Source organism: Streptomyces sp. NPDC103540 (assembly GCF_055584445.1).
This window is the reverse complement of sequence record NZ_JBVJMA010000007.1, coordinates 297,220-313,791: the sequence shown is the minus strand read 5'-3', so window position 1 is coordinate 313,791 and position 16,572 is coordinate 297,220. Positions and strand designations below refer to the sequence as shown.

Annotated in this window: 15 protein-coding genes; 8 read left to right on the top strand and 7 right to left on the bottom strand. The window is 73.6% G+C overall.

The features are described 5' to 3' along the window. Window positions 1–101: 101 nt before the first annotated feature. Window positions 102–935, top strand: a complete 834-nt coding sequence (locus tag ACZ6ZI_RS19340) for a chaplin (protein ID WP_469522158.1) — start codon at window positions 102–104, stop codon at window positions 933–935. Between the two features lie 40 nt (window positions 936–975). On the opposite strand, the gene ACZ6ZI_RS19335 is transcribed toward ACZ6ZI_RS19340, so the two are convergent. Then, window positions 976–1,164, bottom strand: a complete 189-nt coding sequence (locus tag ACZ6ZI_RS19335) for a DUF5703 family protein (RefSeq protein ID WP_281205875.1) — start codon at window positions 1,162–1,164, stop codon at window positions 976–978. 47 nt (window positions 1,165–1,211) lie between these two features. Between ACZ6ZI_RS19335 and ACZ6ZI_RS19330 the strand changes: the two genes are divergently transcribed. Beyond that, entirely contained in the window at window positions 1,212–1,880 is a 669-nt protein-coding gene (locus tag ACZ6ZI_RS19330; protein WP_469522156.1) for a hypothetical protein, read from the top strand. A gap of 50 nt (window positions 1,881–1,930) precedes the next feature. On the opposite strand, the gene ACZ6ZI_RS19325 is transcribed toward ACZ6ZI_RS19330, so the two are convergent. Beyond that, window positions 1,931–4,174 carry a helix-hairpin-helix domain-containing protein gene (locus tag ACZ6ZI_RS19325; protein WP_469522153.1) on the bottom strand — a complete coding sequence of 748 codons (2,244 nt, stop codon included), beginning with the start codon at window positions 4,172–4,174 and terminating at the stop codon, window positions 1,931–1,933. Continuing rightward, window positions 4,171–5,154, bottom strand: a complete 984-nt coding sequence (locus ACZ6ZI_RS19320) for an aldo/keto reductase (protein WP_469522150.1) — start codon at window positions 5,152–5,154, stop codon at window positions 4,171–4,173. Before ACZ6ZI_RS19320 ends, ACZ6ZI_RS19325 begins: the two co-directional genes overlap by 4 nt. A 120-nt stretch (window positions 5,155–5,274) precedes the next feature. On the opposite strand from ACZ6ZI_RS19320, the gene ACZ6ZI_RS19315 reads away from it, so the two are divergent. Together ACZ6ZI_RS19315 and ACZ6ZI_RS19310 are read left to right on the top strand one after the other, a co-directional pair. Next, entirely contained in the window at window positions 5,275–6,324 is a 1,050-nt protein-coding gene (locus ACZ6ZI_RS19315) for an LLM class F420-dependent oxidoreductase (RefSeq protein WP_363056527.1), read from the top strand. 202 nt (window positions 6,325–6,526) lie between these two features. Then, the gene (locus tag ACZ6ZI_RS19310; protein ID WP_469522147.1) at window positions 6,527–7,321 is read left to right on the top strand and encodes a ferritin-like domain-containing protein; all 795 of its coding nucleotides are present in this window, start codon (window positions 6,527–6,529) and stop codon (window positions 7,319–7,321) included. Window positions 7,322–7,402: 81 nt separating this feature from the next. On the opposite strand, the gene ACZ6ZI_RS19305 is transcribed toward ACZ6ZI_RS19310, so the two are convergent. Beyond that, a complete protein-coding gene (locus tag ACZ6ZI_RS19305) occupies window positions 7,403–8,395 on the bottom strand; it encodes a magnesium and cobalt transport protein CorA (protein WP_469522144.1) in 993 nt (330 codons plus the stop codon). Between the two features lie 54 nt (window positions 8,396–8,449). On the opposite strand from ACZ6ZI_RS19305, the gene ACZ6ZI_RS19300 reads away from it, so the two are divergent. From ACZ6ZI_RS19300 to mshC, 4 genes are all read left to right on the top strand, one after another. Continuing rightward, window positions 8,450–9,169: a histidine phosphatase family protein gene (locus tag ACZ6ZI_RS19300; RefSeq protein WP_469522142.1), complete on the top strand. Its 720-nt coding sequence runs from the start codon at window positions 8,450–8,452 to the stop codon at window positions 9,167–9,169. A gap of 74 nt (window positions 9,170–9,243) precedes the next feature. Further along, window positions 9,244–9,834 (top strand): DUF3090 domain-containing protein, encoded by a 591-nt coding sequence (locus tag ACZ6ZI_RS19295; protein WP_363056519.1) that lies wholly within the window; start codon window positions 9,244–9,246, stop codon window positions 9,832–9,834. Further along, complete coding sequence (locus ACZ6ZI_RS19290; protein ID WP_469522139.1) at window positions 9,798–10,640, top strand: SCO1664 family protein; 843 nt, start codon at window positions 9,798–9,800, stop codon at window positions 10,638–10,640. The genes ACZ6ZI_RS19295 and ACZ6ZI_RS19290 overlap by 37 nt, the downstream gene beginning before the upstream one ends. A gap of 110 nt (window positions 10,641–10,750) precedes the next feature. Beyond that, a complete protein-coding gene (mshC, locus tag ACZ6ZI_RS19285) occupies window positions 10,751–11,980 on the top strand; it encodes a cysteine--1-D-myo-inosityl 2-amino-2-deoxy-alpha-D-glucopyranoside ligase (RefSeq protein WP_363056515.1) in 1,230 nt (409 codons plus the stop codon). A 97-nt stretch (window positions 11,981–12,077) separates the two neighbouring features. Here mshC and ACZ6ZI_RS19280 read toward each other — a convergent pair whose 3' ends face one another. The 3 genes from ACZ6ZI_RS19280 to glpK all read right to left on the bottom strand — a co-directional run bounded on the left by ACZ6ZI_RS19280 (window position 12,078) and on the right by glpK (window position 16,520). Then, a complete protein-coding gene (locus ACZ6ZI_RS19280) occupies window positions 12,078–13,217 on the bottom strand; it encodes a PAC2 family protein (protein ID WP_469522137.1) in 1,140 nt (379 codons plus the stop codon). 128 nt (window positions 13,218–13,345) lie between these two features. Continuing rightward, window positions 13,346–14,953, bottom strand: a complete 1,608-nt coding sequence (locus ACZ6ZI_RS19275) for a glycerol-3-phosphate dehydrogenase/oxidase (protein ID WP_363056511.1) — start codon at window positions 14,951–14,953, stop codon at window positions 13,346–13,348. A gap of 40 nt (window positions 14,954–14,993) precedes the next feature. Continuing rightward, window positions 14,994–16,520, bottom strand: coding sequence for a glycerol kinase GlpK (glpK, locus tag ACZ6ZI_RS19270; RefSeq protein ID WP_469522133.1), 1,527 nt, complete (start codon window positions 16,518–16,520; stop codon window positions 14,994–14,996). Window positions 16,521–16,572: the final 52 nt, after the last annotated feature.

Genomic DNA, 16,572 nt, shown 5'->3' with positions numbered 1-16,572 from the left:
TTCGGCACATCAGGCGGGGGAGCCTGGCCGAACACGTACACACCAGGGGACGAGTACAGATGCGACGACCGGTTCAGGTCACGAGGAAGACACTGATCACGATGGCGGCCGCGGGGGGTGTCCTCGCGCTGGCGGGTGGTCAGGCGCACGCGGACTCCCGGGCGTCCGGACACGCTGCGAACTCTCCGGGCGTCCTGTCCGGCAACAACGTGCAGGCTCCGGTGGACGCGCCGGTGAACGTCTGCGGCAACACGGTCTCGGTGATCGGCCTCTTGAATCCGGCCTTCGGGAACCACTGCGCCAACGCGTCGGGCAAGCCCGGCGGGCCGCAGCACCCCGGACACCCGGGTCACCCCGGTCACCCGGGCGGCGGGGACGACGAGCCCTGCGAGGAGGAGCCGGGGCAGCCCGGTCACCCGGGTCACCCGGGCGGCCAGAACCCCGGCACGCCGGGCGGGCACACCCCGGGCGGCCAGAACCCGGGTACGCCGGGCGGGCACACCCCCGGTGGTCAGACGCCTGGCGGTCAGACCCCTGGCGGTCAGACCCCCGGTGGTCAGACGCCCGGTGGTCAGACGCCTGGTGGTCAGACCCCGGGCGGTCAGACGCCCGGTGGTCAGACGCCTGGTGGTCAGACCCCCGGTGGTCAGACCCCGGGTGGTCAGACGCCGGGTGGTCAGACGCCGGGAACTCCGGGTACGCAGGCCCCGGGTGGTCAGACTCCGGGCACCCCGGGCGGCACTCCCGGTGCGCCGGGCGCGCAGAACCCGGGCACGGGGCCGGACGGCACCGCCCCGCGGCCGGGCACGGGTGACCGGGGCCCCGGCCTCGCCGCCACCGGCGCCGGTGACGCCCTGACGGCCGGGGTTCCGCTCGCGGGTGGACTGTTGCTGGCCGGAGCCGTGCTCTACCGCCGGGCCCGCAACGCGGCCTGACGCACGCTCACGACGCGGACCCCGGCCCCCGGGGTCCGCGTCACCAGGTCGCCCGGACCTGGCGGATGATCCGGCGTCGCAACCGGACGCGGCGGCTGCCGTCCCGGTGCAGGGTCAGGCGGTCGAGCTCCCAATGCCCGTACTCCGCGTGGTCGGTCAACAGTCGGGTGGCCTCCTGGCGGGGGGTCCCGCGGGGCACGTACACGTCGACGAATTCGTATTCCGGCATCGCATCTATTGTGCGGGCACCGGCCCGCTACGGATAGCGTCTGCACTATGTCTGATGCCGCTCTGCCCACTGTTGCCGAGGTACGCGCCGCCGCCGAGGCGGTCAAGGCCGCTCTCGACCGTCACCTCGCCGCGGTCGAGAGCAGGATCGGGGACGAGGATCCGGCCGTCTACGCCGCGTTCAACGAACTCGCCGCCGCCGCCGAGGAGTACGACGAACTCCTCTACGACCGCTACGACGAGGTCACCCCCTTCGAGATCCCCACCCCCGAGGACGGAGTCCCGTACACCGGCCCCGCCGAGCCCGTCGCGTTCAGCGTGCTCATCCGCCGCGACTACGCCGTCGTCGAGCCGGCCCGACTGGTCGCCCAGGCCGAACGGGTCGCCGCCCACGACCGTGACGCCGAACTCGTCGACGACGGCGGCACCGCCGGCGCCCTCGGGGTGCTCTTCGGGGAGTACGAGCCCGACGAGATCGCCTCCCGCTACAAGGAGTTCGGGCTGGAGGAGGGCGACTCCACCCTGTGGATCGCCGCCCTGGAGGAGACGGCCGAACCGGGGGAGTGGCTCGGCGCGCCCTTCGGGCAGACCGACCCGCAGGACGTCCTGCACCGCTTCGACGTGAGCGCCGTCTTCGACGACGAGGGGGAGTTCTTCGACGACGCCCCCGACGGGGCGGACGAGGGCACCGCCGCGCCCGGACTGACCCCCGCCTGACGCCGCCGTGCCCCCGCCCGACCGGGCAGGGGGCACGGAACGGCCCCGCCCTACGCCCCAGGCTCCTCCTGGGCCGCCGTCAGGGACCGCAGCAGCCCCGTCAGGCGGGTCGTCCGCGGCTTCGGCGGCACCTGGGCCACCGCGTGCGCCAACGCCTGGTCGACGCCGTGCACCACCGACAGGTGCCGCTCCGCCCGACCGAAGGCCGTGTACACCCAGTCCCGGGACAGCGCCTGCGCCGCGTCCCCCGGGAGCACGACCACGGCCGCCGGCCACCGGGCTCCGGCGGCCTGGTGCGCGGTCAGCGCCCGACCGTGCCGCACGTGCGCCTCCACCCGGTCCCGCGGTACGAGGATCCGCTCGCCCGCGGGGTCCTCCAGGTGCAGGCCCCGCTCGTCGGCCGACACCACCCGGGCCGGCAGCGCCCGCCCGGGAGACGGTACGTGGACCACCAGGTCGCCGGGGTCGAAGCCGCCGAACCGGCCGGGGCCGGGGTTCAGCCGCTCCTTGAGGGCCGCGTTCAGCGCCCGGGTGCCGGCGGCGCCGCCGTGGCCCGGGGTGATCACGCGCACGGCCTCCGGCGGGATCCCGAAGGCGCGCGGCACCGACTCGGCGACCAACTGCACGGTGCGGTGCACGGCCTCGCCGGCGTCCCGCACGGGAACGATGACGATCTCCTTGCCGGGGGCGTCGACCTGGTTCAGCTCCCCGATCCCGATCCCCGAGACCAGCTCGCCGAGCGGGCCGGGGTCCGGCGTGCGCGACACCACCCGGGGGTGCGCCCCCGCCGCCAGGACGTCCGCGAACACCCGGCCGGGACCGGCCGATCCGAGCACGCCGGGATCGCCGGACAGCACCAGACGGGCCCCGTCCGGCACGGACTCCACCAGGGCCGCGGCCGTCTCCACATCGAGCTGCGGGGCGTCCAGGACGACCAGCAGGTCGAGGTCGAAGCGGCCCTCGGCGTCCCGCCCGGGGCCTTCCGCGCCCGCGAGGAGCCCCGCGACGGTGACGAGGCCCGGGGCCGGGACGTGCGCGGCCAGACAGACCCGCAGCCCCCGCTCGCGGGCGCTCGCGACCAGGGCGAGCGGCTCGGCGCGGGCCGCCTCGCCGCCGGTGTGCAGGACCAGGCCGTGGGCGGCGACGGCGGCGGCCAGCTCGGCGCCGGGGGCTTCGGCCGCCGGCCCCGGGTCCGCCCCGCCGGTGAAGGTCGCGGACAGTCGGGCCAGGCCGTCGGCGAGGCTCTCCTCGGCGAGCGCGTACTCCTCCAGGCCCACGAGGACGCGTACGGGCTGCTCCTCGTCCTCCCCGACGGGCTCGCCGAGCGGCTCGTGGAACGCCAGCACCGCGCCGTCCCCGACGGCGGCCTCCACGGCCGCGTCGGGGGCCGGCACCCCGTACTGAGCCAGGGCCTTCTCCAGCAGCGGGGACTCAAGGGCGGTGTGCCCCTTGAGGGCGGCCTGCGCGAGCAGCCAGGTCACCAGCGCGGCCCCGCGGCGTTCGTCGGCGGGACCGGCCTGCGGGCCCAGCAGGGCCTGCGCGAAGCCGTCGGCCTGCGCGGGGCGCACTCCGGGCAGGGCGAGCAGCCGCCAGGGGTCCTCCGCGAGCCTCTCCGCGGCGCCCTCGCCCAGCGTCGAGGCGGCCTGGGCGGCCAGGGCCTCGGGGGCGCCGCCGCGGGCCAGGACGGCCCGTACGGAGGCCACGTCGGCCTCGGCGGGCTCCGGGGTGGTCGGGACCGCGGCCGGACGGGGCGGGGCCGGGGGAGCGGGGGCCGGCCTGCGGGGGGCGGCCGGGGCCTCGTCGAAGAAGACGGGGGACGGCTTGCCGCCGGCCTCGACGGCCCGTACGGCGGCGAGCAGGTCGGCGGCCTTGCCGCTGAGCTTCGCGCCGGCCTCGACCGGGGCCTCGCGCTCGGCCTTGCGGCGGGCGATGCGCTCTCGCTCGACCTTCTGCGCGGCCAGTTCGGCCTGTGCCTCGCTGAGCCCCGGGGGTGCGTCGGCGGCATCGGCTGCGGCCGGCTCCCCCTCGGTGCCGTCGCCCTCCGCGGCGTCCTCCGCCGAAGCGTCGGCCTCGTCGTCCGCCGCCGGAGCGTCGGTCCCGGCGTGCTCGTCGGTCTCGCTGCCGTCGCCGTCGCCGTCCTCCGCGTCCGCGTCCGCGGCGTCGGCGTCCGCGGGGTCCGCCTCGGGGGCGGTCGCGGGAGCGGTGGCCGGGTCGACGGCCCCGGGCGCCCCGGCGGTTGCCTCGGGGGCGGCGGCGGGGCCGTCCGGGTCGGTGGCCTCGGGGTCCGTGCTCACAACGTGCTCCAGTCCTGATCGGGGTAGCGGTGCACGGGCGCCGACACGTCGTCCAGCGCCCGGCGGATCTCCTCCGGAAGGGTAAGGGCCTCCACCGACAGCGCCGCCCCGAGCTGCGCGGACGTCCGGGCCCCGACGATCGGCGCGACCACCCCCGGGCGGTCCCGGACCCACGCCAGGGCCACCTGGAGCGGGGTCACGGCCAGCCCCTGCGCGGCGGTCACCACCGCGTCCACGATCCGGCCCGCGGCCTCGTCCAGGTACGGGTCCACGAAGGCGGCCAAGGACTCCGAGGCGCCCCGCGAGTCGGCGGGGGTGCCGTCGCGGTACTTGCCGGTGAGCACCCCGCGTCCCAGGGGCGACGAGGGCAGCAGCCCCACGCCCAGGTCGAGGGCGGCCGGCAACACCTCCCGCTCCACCCCGCGTTGCAGGAGCGAGTACTCCATCTGCGTCGAGGCGAGCCGCGTCCGCGTCCCGGGCGCCGCCAGCTGCCAGGTGCCGGCCTTCGCCAGTTGCCAGCCGCTGAAGTTGGACACGCCGGCGTAGCGGGCCCGGCCGCTGGCGACGGCGAGGTCCAGCGCCTGGAGGGTCTCCTCCAGCGGGGTCGCCGGGTCGAAGGCGTGCACCTGCCACAGGTCCACGTAGTCGGTGCCGAGGCGGTCGAGGGAGTCGTCGAGGGCGCCGAGCAGGTGTCCGCGCGAGCCGTTGAACCGTCGGTCGGGATCCGGCACGCTGCCGGCCTTCGTCGCGATGACCAGGTCCCGGCGCGGGACGAGGGAACCCACCAGTTGCCCGAGCAGGTACTCGGCCTCCCCGCCGCCGTACACGTCGGCGGTGTCGACGAGCGTGCCCCCGGCCTCCCAGAAGGTCTTCAACTGCTCGGCGGCGGCTTCCTCGCCGGTGTCACGGCCCCAGGTCAGGGTGCCGAGGCCGATCCGGGAGACGCGCAGTCCGGTGCGGCCGAGATGCCTCTGCTCCATGAGCGCTGAGACTACTGGGGCACTGCCGCAGCGCCGTCGGGCGCGCTACAGTCCCCGCAGACTCACGTTACTGATGGGTAAGACGCACCGCGTGAACCGCGCATCGTAAGGGGACGACACATGAGGCTCGGCATCAATCTCGGCTACTGGGGTGCGGGCATGGACGCCGACAACCTCGCCGTCGCGCAGGAGGCGGACCGCCTCGGCTACGACGTCTGCTGGGCGGCCGAGGCGTACGGGTCCGACGCCGCGACCGTGCTGGCCTGGGTCGCCGCGCAGACCGAGCGCATCGACGTCGGCTCGGCCATCTTCCAGATCCCGGCCCGCCAGCCGGCGATGACCGCCATGACCGCCGCCACCCTCGACTCGCTCACCAAGGGCCGTTTCCGCCTGGGCCTGGGCGTCTCCGGCCCCCAGGTCTCCGAGGGCTGGTACGGGGTGAAGTTCGACAAGCCGCTCGCACGCACCCGCGAGTACGTGGAGATCGTCCGCAAGGCGATGACCCGCGAGCGCCTCTCGTACGACGGCGCGCACTGGACCCTGCCGCTGCCCGGCGGCCCCGGCAAGCCGCTCAAGCTGACCGTGCACCCGGAGCGCGAGCACATCCCGCTCTACATCGCCGCCATCGGCCCGAAGAACCTGGAGCAGACGGGCGAGATCGCCGACGGCGCCCTGCTGATCTTCCCCGCCGCCGAGCACCTGGAGGAGACGGCCCTGCGCCACATCCGCGCGGGCCGCGAGAAGGTCGGGCTGACGATGGAGGGCTTCGACGTCTGCCCGACCGTGCCGCTGGCCCTCGGCGAGGATGTGAACGCGCTGGCGGACGTGTTCCGTCCGTACACCGCCCTGTACGTCGGCGGCATGGGCAGCGCCAAGCAGAACTTCTACAACCAGCTCGCCTGTCGCATGGGCTATGAGAAGGAAGCCGCCGAGATCCAGTCCAAGTACCTGGCCGGCGACAAGACGGGCGCGGCCGCCGCCGTCCCGCACTCGCTGATCGACTCGACCACCCTGCTGGGCTCGGTCGAGCGGATCGCGGACGGGATGCGGGCCTACGCCGACGCCGGGGTCACCACCCTGACGCTGGCCCCGGCCGGCTTCACCCGCGACGAGCGGCTGGCGGCCCTGAGGGCGGGTACGGAGGCCCTGGAGCTGGCGGGCCTGGCGTAACGCCGGCCCGGAAGCTCCGGGAAGGGGTCCTGCGGCCGTGGTGGGGGCTCGGGGGGTCTTCCCCGCCACGGCCGACACCCCGCACAACGCGCGGGTGGCCCCCGGGGTTACGCCCCGGGGGCCGACGGCTCGGTTCGTTCGTTCGGGCGAGTGGGGCCACCGCACGGTTGCCGGCCCGGAACATCCGCATTTGACTCGTTCCATGCTCTCTGCCCGCAGCCTGTTCCAGGAGATCGTCGACCACGACGACTCCTTCCAGCTGTTCTGCTCCATCGCCGCCAGCGGGGAGTCCCAGGGCGGCTGGGAGAACGCCCGGATCGCCGCCCTCGTCCCCGAGGGCATGCGCGACCTCGCGCCCAAGATCACCCGGCACGGCGCCGACGAGGACAAGCACGGCCGCATCTTCCGCGCCCTGCTGCGCAACCGCGGCCTGCCCGTGGTCCCCGTCCCTCCCGAGACCGACTACACGATGCTGCTGGAACGGCGCGGCATCGGCCTCGCGCACGACAAGCTGCGCCGCGACCGGCCGCTGACCGAGGAGGACGTCGTCGTCTACCTCGCGCACAGCCGGGTCACCGAACAGCGCGCCGCGGACCAGATGGCCCTGCTCGTGCGCCTCTTCGGCCGCAACCCGGAACTGGGTCGGGCCGTCCGCATGATCAGCGACGACGAGGAGAACCACCTCGCCTACTGCCACGAGGAACTGCTGCGCCTGGCCCGCGCCGGACACGGCCGGACCATCCAGCGGGTGCTGCGCGAGAGCGCGCTCGCCGAGATCGCCGTCTACCGCGACGTCGGCCTCGCCGTCATGGACCACATGGGCCGGCTGCTGCGCTGGCCCGCGCCCAAGGCCGCCGCGCTCGCCGCGGGGATCCGCGCGGTGTACGCGTACGAGCGTTTCAGCGGCTGGCACCGCATGATCGACCTGCGCCCCCCGGAGCGGCGCGACGCCCTCGGGGGCCGGCCCACCGCCGCGCCCGGTTTCGCCCAGGCGTAGGCGCACGCGCGGGCGGCCCGGCTCCGGCCCGGCTCCGGCCCGGTCGGCCGTGGGCGTGGGTCGCGGGCCGTGGGCCGCGGGTCAGAGCCAGCCGCGGCGCTTGAACATCCGGTGCAGGCCCAGACACACGACCACCATCAGCACCACCACCGCCGGATAGCCGAAGCCCCACGTGAGTTCCGGCATGTGCTCGAAGTTCATCCCGTAGATCCCGGCGACCATCGTCGGGACGGCCGCCATGGCGGCCCAGGCGGAGATCTTGCGCATGTCGTCGTTCTGCCGCACGCCCATCTGCGCCAGGTGCGCGGCCAGGGCGTCCGACAGCAGCCGGTCCAGGCCCTCGATGTACTCGTTGGCCTTGGTCAGGTGGTCGGCGACGTCCCGGAAGAAGGGCTGGGAGTGTTCGTCCACGAACGGCACCCGCCCGAAGGCCAGTCGGTCCATCGGCTGGAGCAGCGGACTGGTCGCCCGACGGAACTCCAGGACCTGCCGCTTCGCCGCGTAGATGCGCGCCGCCGTGTTCTTGAAGTCCGGGGCGTTCGGCGCGAACACCTCCGCCTCCAGCCCCTCCAGGTCGCCCTGGAGCTCGGCCGCCACCTCGATGTAGTGGTCCACCACCGCGTCGGACACCGCGTACAGCACCGCCGTCGGACCGTGCCGCAGCACCTCCGGCTCCTGCTCCAGCCGGTGGCGCACGGCGGTCAGCGCCGCCCCCTCGCCGTGGCGGACGGTCACCACGAAGGAGTCGCCGATGAAGACCATCAGCTCGTTCGCCGTCACCGTGTCCGCGGCCTCGTCGTAGACCACCGGCTTCAGGACCACGAACAGCGAATCGTCGTACACCTCCAGCTTCGGCCGCTGGTGCGCCGTCAACGCGTCCTCCACCGCCAGCGCGTGCAGACCGAACTCCCGGCTCACGTGGTCGAACTCCGCCGCCGTCGGCTCGTGGATCCCGATCCAGACGAACGCGTCGCCGTGGGCCCGCGCCTCGTCGAGGGCGTCCGAGAAGTCCCCGGGCGCCGGGGAGCGGCGGCCGTCCCGGTACATCGCGCAGTCGACAATCACGCCGGGCATTCTTCCCCCATCGGCGCCCGCCCGCACGCCGTCGCCACCGCATAGGGTGCTTCCATGGCCACGCTGATCCTCGTACGACACGGGCGGTCCACCGCCAACACCGCGGGATTGCTCGCCGGCTGGACGCCGGGGGTAGCCCTTGACGAACGCGGCGCCGAACAGGCCGCCGCCCTGCCCGCGCGCCTGGAGGGCATCCCCCTCGCGGCCGTGGTCAGCAGCCCCCTCCAGCGCTGCCGGGAGACCCTCGCGCCGCTGCTCGCCTCCCGTCCCGGGCTGCGGGAGCACACCGACGAGCGGGTCGGCGAGTGCCACTACGGCGACTGGTCGGGCCGCAAGCTCTCCGAGCTCGCCGACGAACCCCTCATGCGCGTCGTCCAGCAGCACCCCTCGGCCGCCGCGTTCCCCGGCGGCGAGTCCATGCGCGCCATGCAGGCCCGCGCCGTGGACGCCGTACGCGAGTGGAACGACCGCGTCGAGGAGGAGCACGGCGCCGACGCCGTCTTCCTCGTCTGCTCCCACGGCGACATCATCAAGTCCCTCGTCGCGGACGCCCTCGGCATGCACCTCGACCTCTTCCAGCGCGTCCACGTCGACCCCTGCTCGGTCACGGCGATCCGCTACACCCCCACCAGGCCCTTCCTGCTGCGCCTCGGCGACACCGGGGACCTCTCCGCCCTCGCCCCCCGGCCCGCGCCCGACGCGGAGCGGGAGGCCGAGCGCGAGAGCGAGGGCGACGGCAACGCCGTCGTGGGGGGCGGCGCGGGCGCGGCCTGATCGAACGGCGCAGTAGGGTGGCAGGGCCAACACAAGCGCGCAGCCCTGCCCCGCCTCAGACTTGGAGACTGGACGTGCCCCGTCAGGTGTTCCTTTACGACCCGCCGGACCGCTTCGTGGCCGGCACGGTCGGTTTGCCTGGGCGCCGTACGTTCTTCCTCCAGGCGTCCTCAGGCAGCCGCGTCACCAGCGTCTCCCTGGAGAAGACGCAGGTCGCGGCCTTGGCCGAGCGGATGGACGAGCTGCTGGACGAGGTCGTGCGCCGCACCGGGGGCAACGCCCCCGTCCCGGCCGTCGCCTCCACCGAGGCCGCCGACACCGCCCCGCTCGACGTCCCCGTCGAGGAGGAGTTCCGCGTCGGCACCATGGCGCTCGCCTGGGACGGCGAGGAGCAGCGGATGATCGTCGAGGCACAGGCCCTCGTCGAACTCGACGCCGACTCGGAAGAGGATCTCGCCGAGGCGGAGGAACGCCTGCTCCAGGACGAGGAGAACGGCCCGCCCATGCTGCGGGTACGGCTGTCCGGCGCGCAGGCCCGCGCCTTCGCCAAGCGGGCCCTGGACGTCGTCAACGCGGGCCGTCCGCCGTGCCCGCTGTGCAGCCTGCCGCTCGACCCCGAGGGACACGTGTGCCCGCGCCAGAACGGCTACCGGCGCCAGGTGTGAACGCCGTGACCCCGCCCCCCGTCGAAGAGCTGCTCACCCGCGGTGAGCTCACCGTCCACGGCCGGATCGCCGAGGCGTCCAACGCCGTACTGCGGTGCACCGTGACCCACGAGGGGCACACCGCGGAGTGCGTCTACAAGCCCGTCAAGGGCGAGCGGCCGCTGTGGGACTTCCCCGACGGCAACCTCGCCCGGCGCGAGCGCGCCGCCTACCTGGTCTCCGAGGCCACCGGCTGGGGGCTCGTCCCCACGACGGTGCTGCGCGACGGCCCGTACGGGGAGGGCATGGTCCAGCACTGGATCGACGCCGGAGGATCCCCGGAGGACGGGCTGCTCGCGCTGGTCGAGGGCGAGGAGGCCGGGGAGGGGTGGAAACCGGTCGCCTTCGCCGAGGTGGGGGAGGGGCGCACCGCCCTCCTCGTCCACGCGGACGACCCCAGGCTGCGCCGCATGGCCGTCCTGGACGCGGTGATCAACAACGGTGACCGCAAGGGCGGCCACCTCCTGCCCGGCCCCGACGGCAGGCTCTACGGCATCGACCACGGCGTGACCTTCCACACCGAGGACAAGCTGCGCACCCTGTTGTGGGGGTGGGCCGGGGAGCCGCTCACCGACGAGGCGCGCGCCGTCCTGGTCTCCCTGGAGGCGCGGCTGGCCGAGCCGGAGCCGCTCGCCACCCGCCTGGCCGAACTGATCACACCGGTGGAACTGGCCGCCGTACGGGCCCGTGTGGCGCAGTTGCTGCGGGAGGGCACGCACCCGAAGCCCTCGGGGCAGTGGCCCGCGATCCCCTGGCCGCCGGTCTGACCGGGCAGGACGCCGAACGCACGGATCCAGCCGGATCGCAAGAGGGGGTATCCGGCCAACAGTGCTGGTCCGGTTCGTTTCCGGAACACCCGTCCGGTTAGGCTCGAAGCATGCATGCCTGGCCCGCTTCTGAGGTCCCCGCCCTGCCCGGCAAGGGCCGCGACCTCCAGATCCACGACACCGCGACCCAGGGGACGATCACCCTCGACCCCGGTCCCGTCGCCCGCCTCTACGTCTGTGGGATCACCCCGTACGACGCGACCCACATCGGTCACGCGGCGACCTACAACGCGTTCGACCTCGTGCAGCGCGTGTGGCTCGACAACAAGCGGCAGGTCCACTACGTCCAGAACGTCACGGACGTCGACGATCCCCTCCTGGTGCGGGCGCAGCGCGACGGACTCGACTGGACCGAGCTCGCGGTGCGCGAGACGGCCCTCTTCCGCGAGGACATGACCGCCCTGCGGATGCTGCCGCCGCAGCACTACATCGGCGCCGTCGAGGCCATACCGGGCATCGTGCCGCTGGTCGAACGACTGCGGGACGCGGGCGCCGCCTACGAGCTCGACGGCGACGTCTACTTCTCGGTGGAGGCGGACCCGCACTTCGGCGGCGTCGCCCACCTGGACGTCCAGGCGATGCGCCTGCTGTCCGCGGAGCGCGGCGGGGACCCGGAACGCCCGGGGAAGAAGAACCCGCTCGACCCGATGCTGTGGATGGCGGCGCGCGAGGGCGAGCCCAGCTGGGACGGCGGCTCGCTGGGCCGCGGCCGGCCGGGCTGGCACATCGAGTGCGTGGCCATCGCCCTGGACCACCTCGGCATGGGCTTCGACATCCAGGGCGGCGGTTCCGACCTGGCCTTCCCGCACCACGAGATGGGCGCCTCGCACGCGCAGGCCCTGACGGGCGAGTTCCCGATGGCCAAGGCCTACGTCCACGCGGGCATGGTCGCGCTGCACGGCGAGAAGATGTCGAAGTCCAAGGGGAACCTGGTCTTCGTGTCCGCGCTGCGCCGCGCCGGGGTCGACCCGGCGGCCATCCGCCTCGCCCTGCTGGCGCACCACTACCGCGCCGACTGGGAGTGGACCGACGAGGTCCTCCAGGAGGCCGTGGCCCGCCTGGAGCGCTGGCGCGCGGCCGTCTCGCGCCCGGACGGGCTCCCGGCCGAGGCCCTGGTCGAAGAGGTCCGCGAGGCCCTCTCCCGCGACCTGGACGCCCCGGCCGCACTGGCGGCCGTGGACCGCTGGGTGGAGCTCCAGAACGCCTCGGACGGGGACGACGAATCGGCCCCCGGCCTGGTCTCCCGCACGGTGGACGCCCTGCTGGGCGTGGCCCTGTAGCAGCGCGGCGCCCGCGCGCTCACGACAACGACGACGGCGGGGCCGGAGATCATCTCCGGCCCCGCCGTCGTCGTTTCCCGGTGTCGCGGCCGGCGGCCTACGCCCGCGGGGCGTCGTCCCCCGGCTCCTGCGTCGGCTCGGCAGGTTCCGACGGCCCCGACGCCTCCGACGGCCCCGACGCCTCCGACGGCTCGGACGCCTCCGTCGCCTCCGCCGACTCCGTCAGGTCCGCCGGCCCCGACGGCTCCGCGGCCGAGGCCGGCGGTTCCGTCGGCTCCTCCCCGGCCCCCGGGCCCGCGCCGGTCCCGGAGACGTCCGGCCTGCGCTTCGGCGGGCGGGTCAGCCCGCTGGAGGTGTCGCGCAGGTACGAGCCGTCACCCGGCTCGGCGGTCGCCGACGGATCCCGACGCCGCAGGTACCGTTCGAACTCCCGGGCGATAGCGTCGCCCGAGGCCTCCGGCAGGTCGGCCGTGTCCCGGGCCTCCTCCAGCGTCTGGACGTACTCGGCGACCTCGCTGTCCTCGGCGGCCAGCTGGTCCACGCCCAGCTGCCAGGCCCGCGCGTCCTCCGGCAGCTCGCCCAGCGGGATCCGCAGGTCGATCAGGTCCTCCAGCCGGTTCAGCAGCGCGAGCGTCGCCTTCGGGTTCGGCGGCTGCGACACGTAGTGCGGCACCGCCGCCCACAGCGACACCGCCGGCACGCCCGCGTGGGTGCACGCCTCCTGGAGCACGCCCACGATGCCCGTCGGGCCCTCGTACTTCGTCTCCTCCAGGTCCATCGTCCGCGCCAGGTCCGCGTCCGAGGTGACACCGCTCACCGGCACCGGCCGGGTGTGCGGGGTGTCCCCGAGCAACGCGCCCAGGATGACGACCATCTCCACGCCCAGCTCGTGCGCGAAGCCCAGCAGTTCGTTGCAGAACGACCGCCAGCGCATCGACGGCTCGATGCCGCGCACCAACACCAGGTCGCGCGGCTTCGCGCCGCCGATCCGGACCACCGACAGCCGCGTCGTCGGCCAGGTGATCTTCCTGACCCCGTTGTCCAGCCACACCGTCGGCCGGTTGACCTGGAAGTCGTAGTAGTCCTCGGCGTCCAGCGCCGCGAAGACCTCGCCCTTCCACTCCCGGTCCAGGTGCGCCACCGCACCGGAGGCGGCGTCACCCGCGTCGTTCCAGCCCTCGAACGCGGCCACCATGACCGGGTCGATCAGCTCGGGCACGCCCTCAAGCTCGATCACCCAGGTCTCCTTCCGAAGTTCCCCTTGTGTACAAGGGCCAGCCTAAGCCTTGGCGGCTCGCGGGCCACAGCCCACGACAGAGGGGCGGTTCCCCTCGGAACCGCCCCTCTTCCCCACCTGCGTGACACCTATGCCTGGCGGCCCAGCATCTCCTCGACGCGGGTGCGCACGGCCTCGTCGTCCAGGCCGCGGACCGTCACCGTCGTACGGCGACGCAGCACGTCGTCGACGGTCTCGGCCCACTCGAAGTCACGGGCGTACGCGACCTGCGCCCAGATCTCCGGACCGTCCGGGTGGATGCGCTCGGCCAGCGCCGGGTCCTCGTTCGCCAGACGGGCGACGTCGAAGGCCAGCGAGCCGTAGTGCGAGGCCAGGTGACGGGCGGTCAGCGGGTCCATGCGGGCTCCGGGCTCGCGGTCCACCAGCAGACGGTGCGCGACCGCGTTCGGGTTGGCGACACCGGGCAGCGGGACGCGCCGCACGAGGGACTTGACCGGCTCCATGTCCTCGGTCAGCGGGCTGCCCGGGAGCTTGGCGAGCTTCTCCATCACCACACGGCCGATGTGACGGTACGTCGTCCACTTGCCGCCGGCCACCGACAGCATGCCGCCGGCGCCCTCGGAGACCACGGTCTCGCGCTTGGCCTTCTCGACGCCGCCGGGGCCGCCGGGCAGCACCCGCAGGCCGGCGAAGGCGTACGTCATCAGGGACCGGTCGAGGTCGGCGTCCTTCACGGAGAAGGCCGCCTCGTCGAGGATCTGCTGGATGTCGGACTCGGTGGCGCGCACGTCCGCCGGGTCGCCCTCGTAGACCTCGTCGGTGGTGCCGAGCAGGAGCTGGTCCTCCCACGGCAGGGCGAAGGTGATGCGGTACTTGTCGATCGGGGTGGCCATGGCGGCCTTCCACGGCGACTTGCGCTTCATGACGATGTGCGCGCCCTTGGAGAGGCGGATCGACGGCATCGCGTGCTTGTCTTCCATGCGCCGCAGGTGGTCCACCCACGGGCCGGTGGCGTTGAGCACGACGCGCGCGTCGACCCCGAACTCGGTGCCGTCGAGGCGGTCCTTGAGCTCGGCGCCGGAGACCCGGCCGCGCGTGGTGCGCAGGCCGGTGACCTCGGCGTGGTTGAGGACGACCGCACCGGACTCGACCGCGGCGCGGACCGTCATCACGGCGACCCGCGAGTCGTTCATCTGGTGGTCGTAGTAGACGGCGACGGCCTTCAGGTTGTCCGTCTTCAGACCGGGGTTGTCGGCCACGGCGCGGGCGGGCGAGATGACCTTGCCGATGCCGTCGCCGAAGGCCGAGAGCGCCGAGTACGCGAACACGCCCGCGCCCAGCTTCGCCGCGCCGACCGGACCGCCCTTGTACACGGGCAGGTAGAAGGTCAGCGGGTTGACCAGGTGCGGGGCCACGTCCTTGGCCAGCACCCGGCGCTCGTGGTGGTTCTCGGCGACCAGCTTGACCGCGCCGGTCTGCAGGTAGCGCAGACCGCCGTGGACCAGCTTGGAGGAGGCGGAGGAGGTGGCGCCGGCGAAGTCGCCGGCGTCCACCATGGCAACCCGCAGACCCGACTGCGCGGCGTGCCAGGCCACCGAGGTGCCCAGGATGCCACCGCCGATGACGAGCAGGTCGTAGGTGGCCTTCGACAGCTGCTCACGGGTCTCGGCGCGGCTCGCGTTCGAGCCGGCGTTGGGGTGCGTACCCAGCGTGGGAACGCTCTGCAGGGTGCTCATATCTCTTTCAGCTCCTCGTCGATTGACTCAGCCGGTGCGGTCAGCTGGCGTCTTCGTCGTCGATCCAGCCCATGGACCGCTCTACGGCCTTGAGCCAGTTCTTGTACTCGCGGTCCCGCTGGTCGGCGGGCATCCGCGGGGTCCACTCCGCCGCGCGGCGCCAGTTGGCGCGCAGGGCGTCGGTGTCGGGCCAGAAGCCGACGGCCAGGCCGGCGGCGTAGGCGGCGCCGAGACAGGTGGTCTCGGCGACCATCGGGCGCACCACGGGGGCGTCCAGGAAGTCCGAGAGCGTCTGCATCAGCAGGTTGTTGGAGGTCATACCACCGTCGACCTTGAGGGCCGCCAGCTCGACGCCGGAGTCCTTGGTCATGGCGTCGGTGATCTCGCGGGTCTGCCAGGCGGTGGCCTCCAGGACGGCACGGGCGATGTGCGCCTTGGTGACGTACCGGGTGAGGCCGGCGATCACGCCGCGGGCGTCGGAGCGCCAGTACGGGGCGAACAGGCCGGAGAAGGCCGGCACGAAGTAGGCGCCGCCGTTGTCCTCGACGGAGAGCGCGAGGGTCTCGATCTCGGCCGCGGTCTTGATCATGCCCATCTGGTCGCGCATCCACTGGACGAGCGAGCCGGTGACGGCGATGGAGCCCTCCAGCGCGTAGACCGGCTTCTGGTCGCCGATCTGGTAGCCGACGGTGGTCAGCAGGCCGCTGTAGGAGTTGATGATCTTGTCGCCGGTGTTCATGAGCATGAACGTGCCGGTGCCGTAGGTGGACTTCGCCTCGCCCTCGGCGAAGCAGGTCTGGCCGAAGAGGGCGGCCTGCTGGTCACCGAGCGCCGAGGCGACCGGGACGCCGGCGAGGACGCCTTCCTTGACGTGGCCGTAGACCTCGGCGGAGGACTTGATCTCGGGGAGGACGCCCAGCGGGACGTCCATGGACTCCGCGATCTTCTCGTCCCACGCGAGGGTGTGCAGGTTCATGAGCATGGTGCGCGAGGCGTTGGTGACGTCGGTGACGTGCACGCCGCCCTCGGCGCCGCCCGTGAGGTTCCAGATGACCCAGGAGTCCATGGTGCCGAAGAGGATGTCGCCGGCCGCGGCGCGCTCGCGCAGGCCCTCGACGTTGTCCAGCAGCCAGCGGACCTTCGGGCCGGCGAAGTAGCTCGCCAGCGGCAGGCCGGTCTCGCGGCGGAAGCGGTCCTGGCCGACGTTGCGGCCGAGCTCCTTGCACAGGGCGTCGGTGCGGGTGTCCTGCCAGACCAGCGCGTTGTGCACCGGCTCGCCGGTGTGCCGGTCCCACAGGACGGTGGTCTCGCGCTGGTTGGTGATGCCGACGGCCTTGACGTCGGCGGCGGTGATCTCGGCCTTGGCGATGGCCCCGGCGACGACCTCCTGGACGTTGGTCCAGATCTCGGTGGCGTCGTGCTCGACCCAGCCCGGCTTCGGGAAGATCTGCTCGTGCTCCTTCTGGTCGACGGCGACGATGCGGCCGTCGCGGTCGAAGACGATGCAACGGGAGGAGGTGGTGCCCTGGTCGATCGCGGCGATGAACGGGCCGGTGCTGCTGGTCATGATGGCTGCTCCTGGCAGGTCTGGTGAGTTGGCGGAATCAGGAACGCGGTGC

Coding starts and splice junctions, on each gene's coding strand:
- ACZ6ZI_RS19340 (WP_469522158.1), top strand. CDS start 102: ATGGCGGCCGCGGGGGGTGTCCTCGCGCTGGCGGGTGGTCAGGCGCAC.
- ACZ6ZI_RS19335 (WP_281205875.1), bottom strand. CDS start 1,164: ATGCCGGAATACGAATTCGTCGACGTGTACGTGCCCCGCGGGACCCCC.
- ACZ6ZI_RS19330 (WP_469522156.1), top strand. CDS start 1,212: ATGTCTGATGCCGCTCTGCCCACTGTTGCCGAGGTACGCGCCGCCGCC.
- ACZ6ZI_RS19320 (WP_469522150.1), bottom strand. CDS start 5,154: ATGGAGCAGAGGCATCTCGGCCGCACCGGACTGCGCGTCTCCCGGATC.
- ACZ6ZI_RS19315 (WP_363056527.1), top strand. CDS start 5,275: ATGAGGCTCGGCATCAATCTCGGCTACTGGGGTGCGGGCATGGACGCC.
- ACZ6ZI_RS19310 (WP_469522147.1), top strand. CDS start 6,527: ATGCTCTCTGCCCGCAGCCTGTTCCAGGAGATCGTCGACCACGACGAC.
- ACZ6ZI_RS19305 (WP_469522144.1), bottom strand. CDS start 8,395: ATGCCCGGCGTGATTGTCGACTGCGCGATGTACCGGGACGGCCGCCGC.
- ACZ6ZI_RS19300 (WP_469522142.1), top strand. CDS start 8,450: ATGGCCACGCTGATCCTCGTACGACACGGGCGGTCCACCGCCAACACC.
- mshC (WP_363056515.1), top strand. CDS start 10,751: ATGCATGCCTGGCCCGCTTCTGAGGTCCCCGCCCTGCCCGGCAAGGGC.
- ACZ6ZI_RS19275 (WP_363056511.1), bottom strand. CDS start 14,953: ATGAGCACCCTGCAGAGCGTTCCCACGCTGGGTACGCACCCCAACGCC.
- glpK (WP_469522133.1), bottom strand. CDS start 16,520: ATGACCAGCAGCACCGGCCCGTTCATCGCCGCGATCGACCAGGGCACC.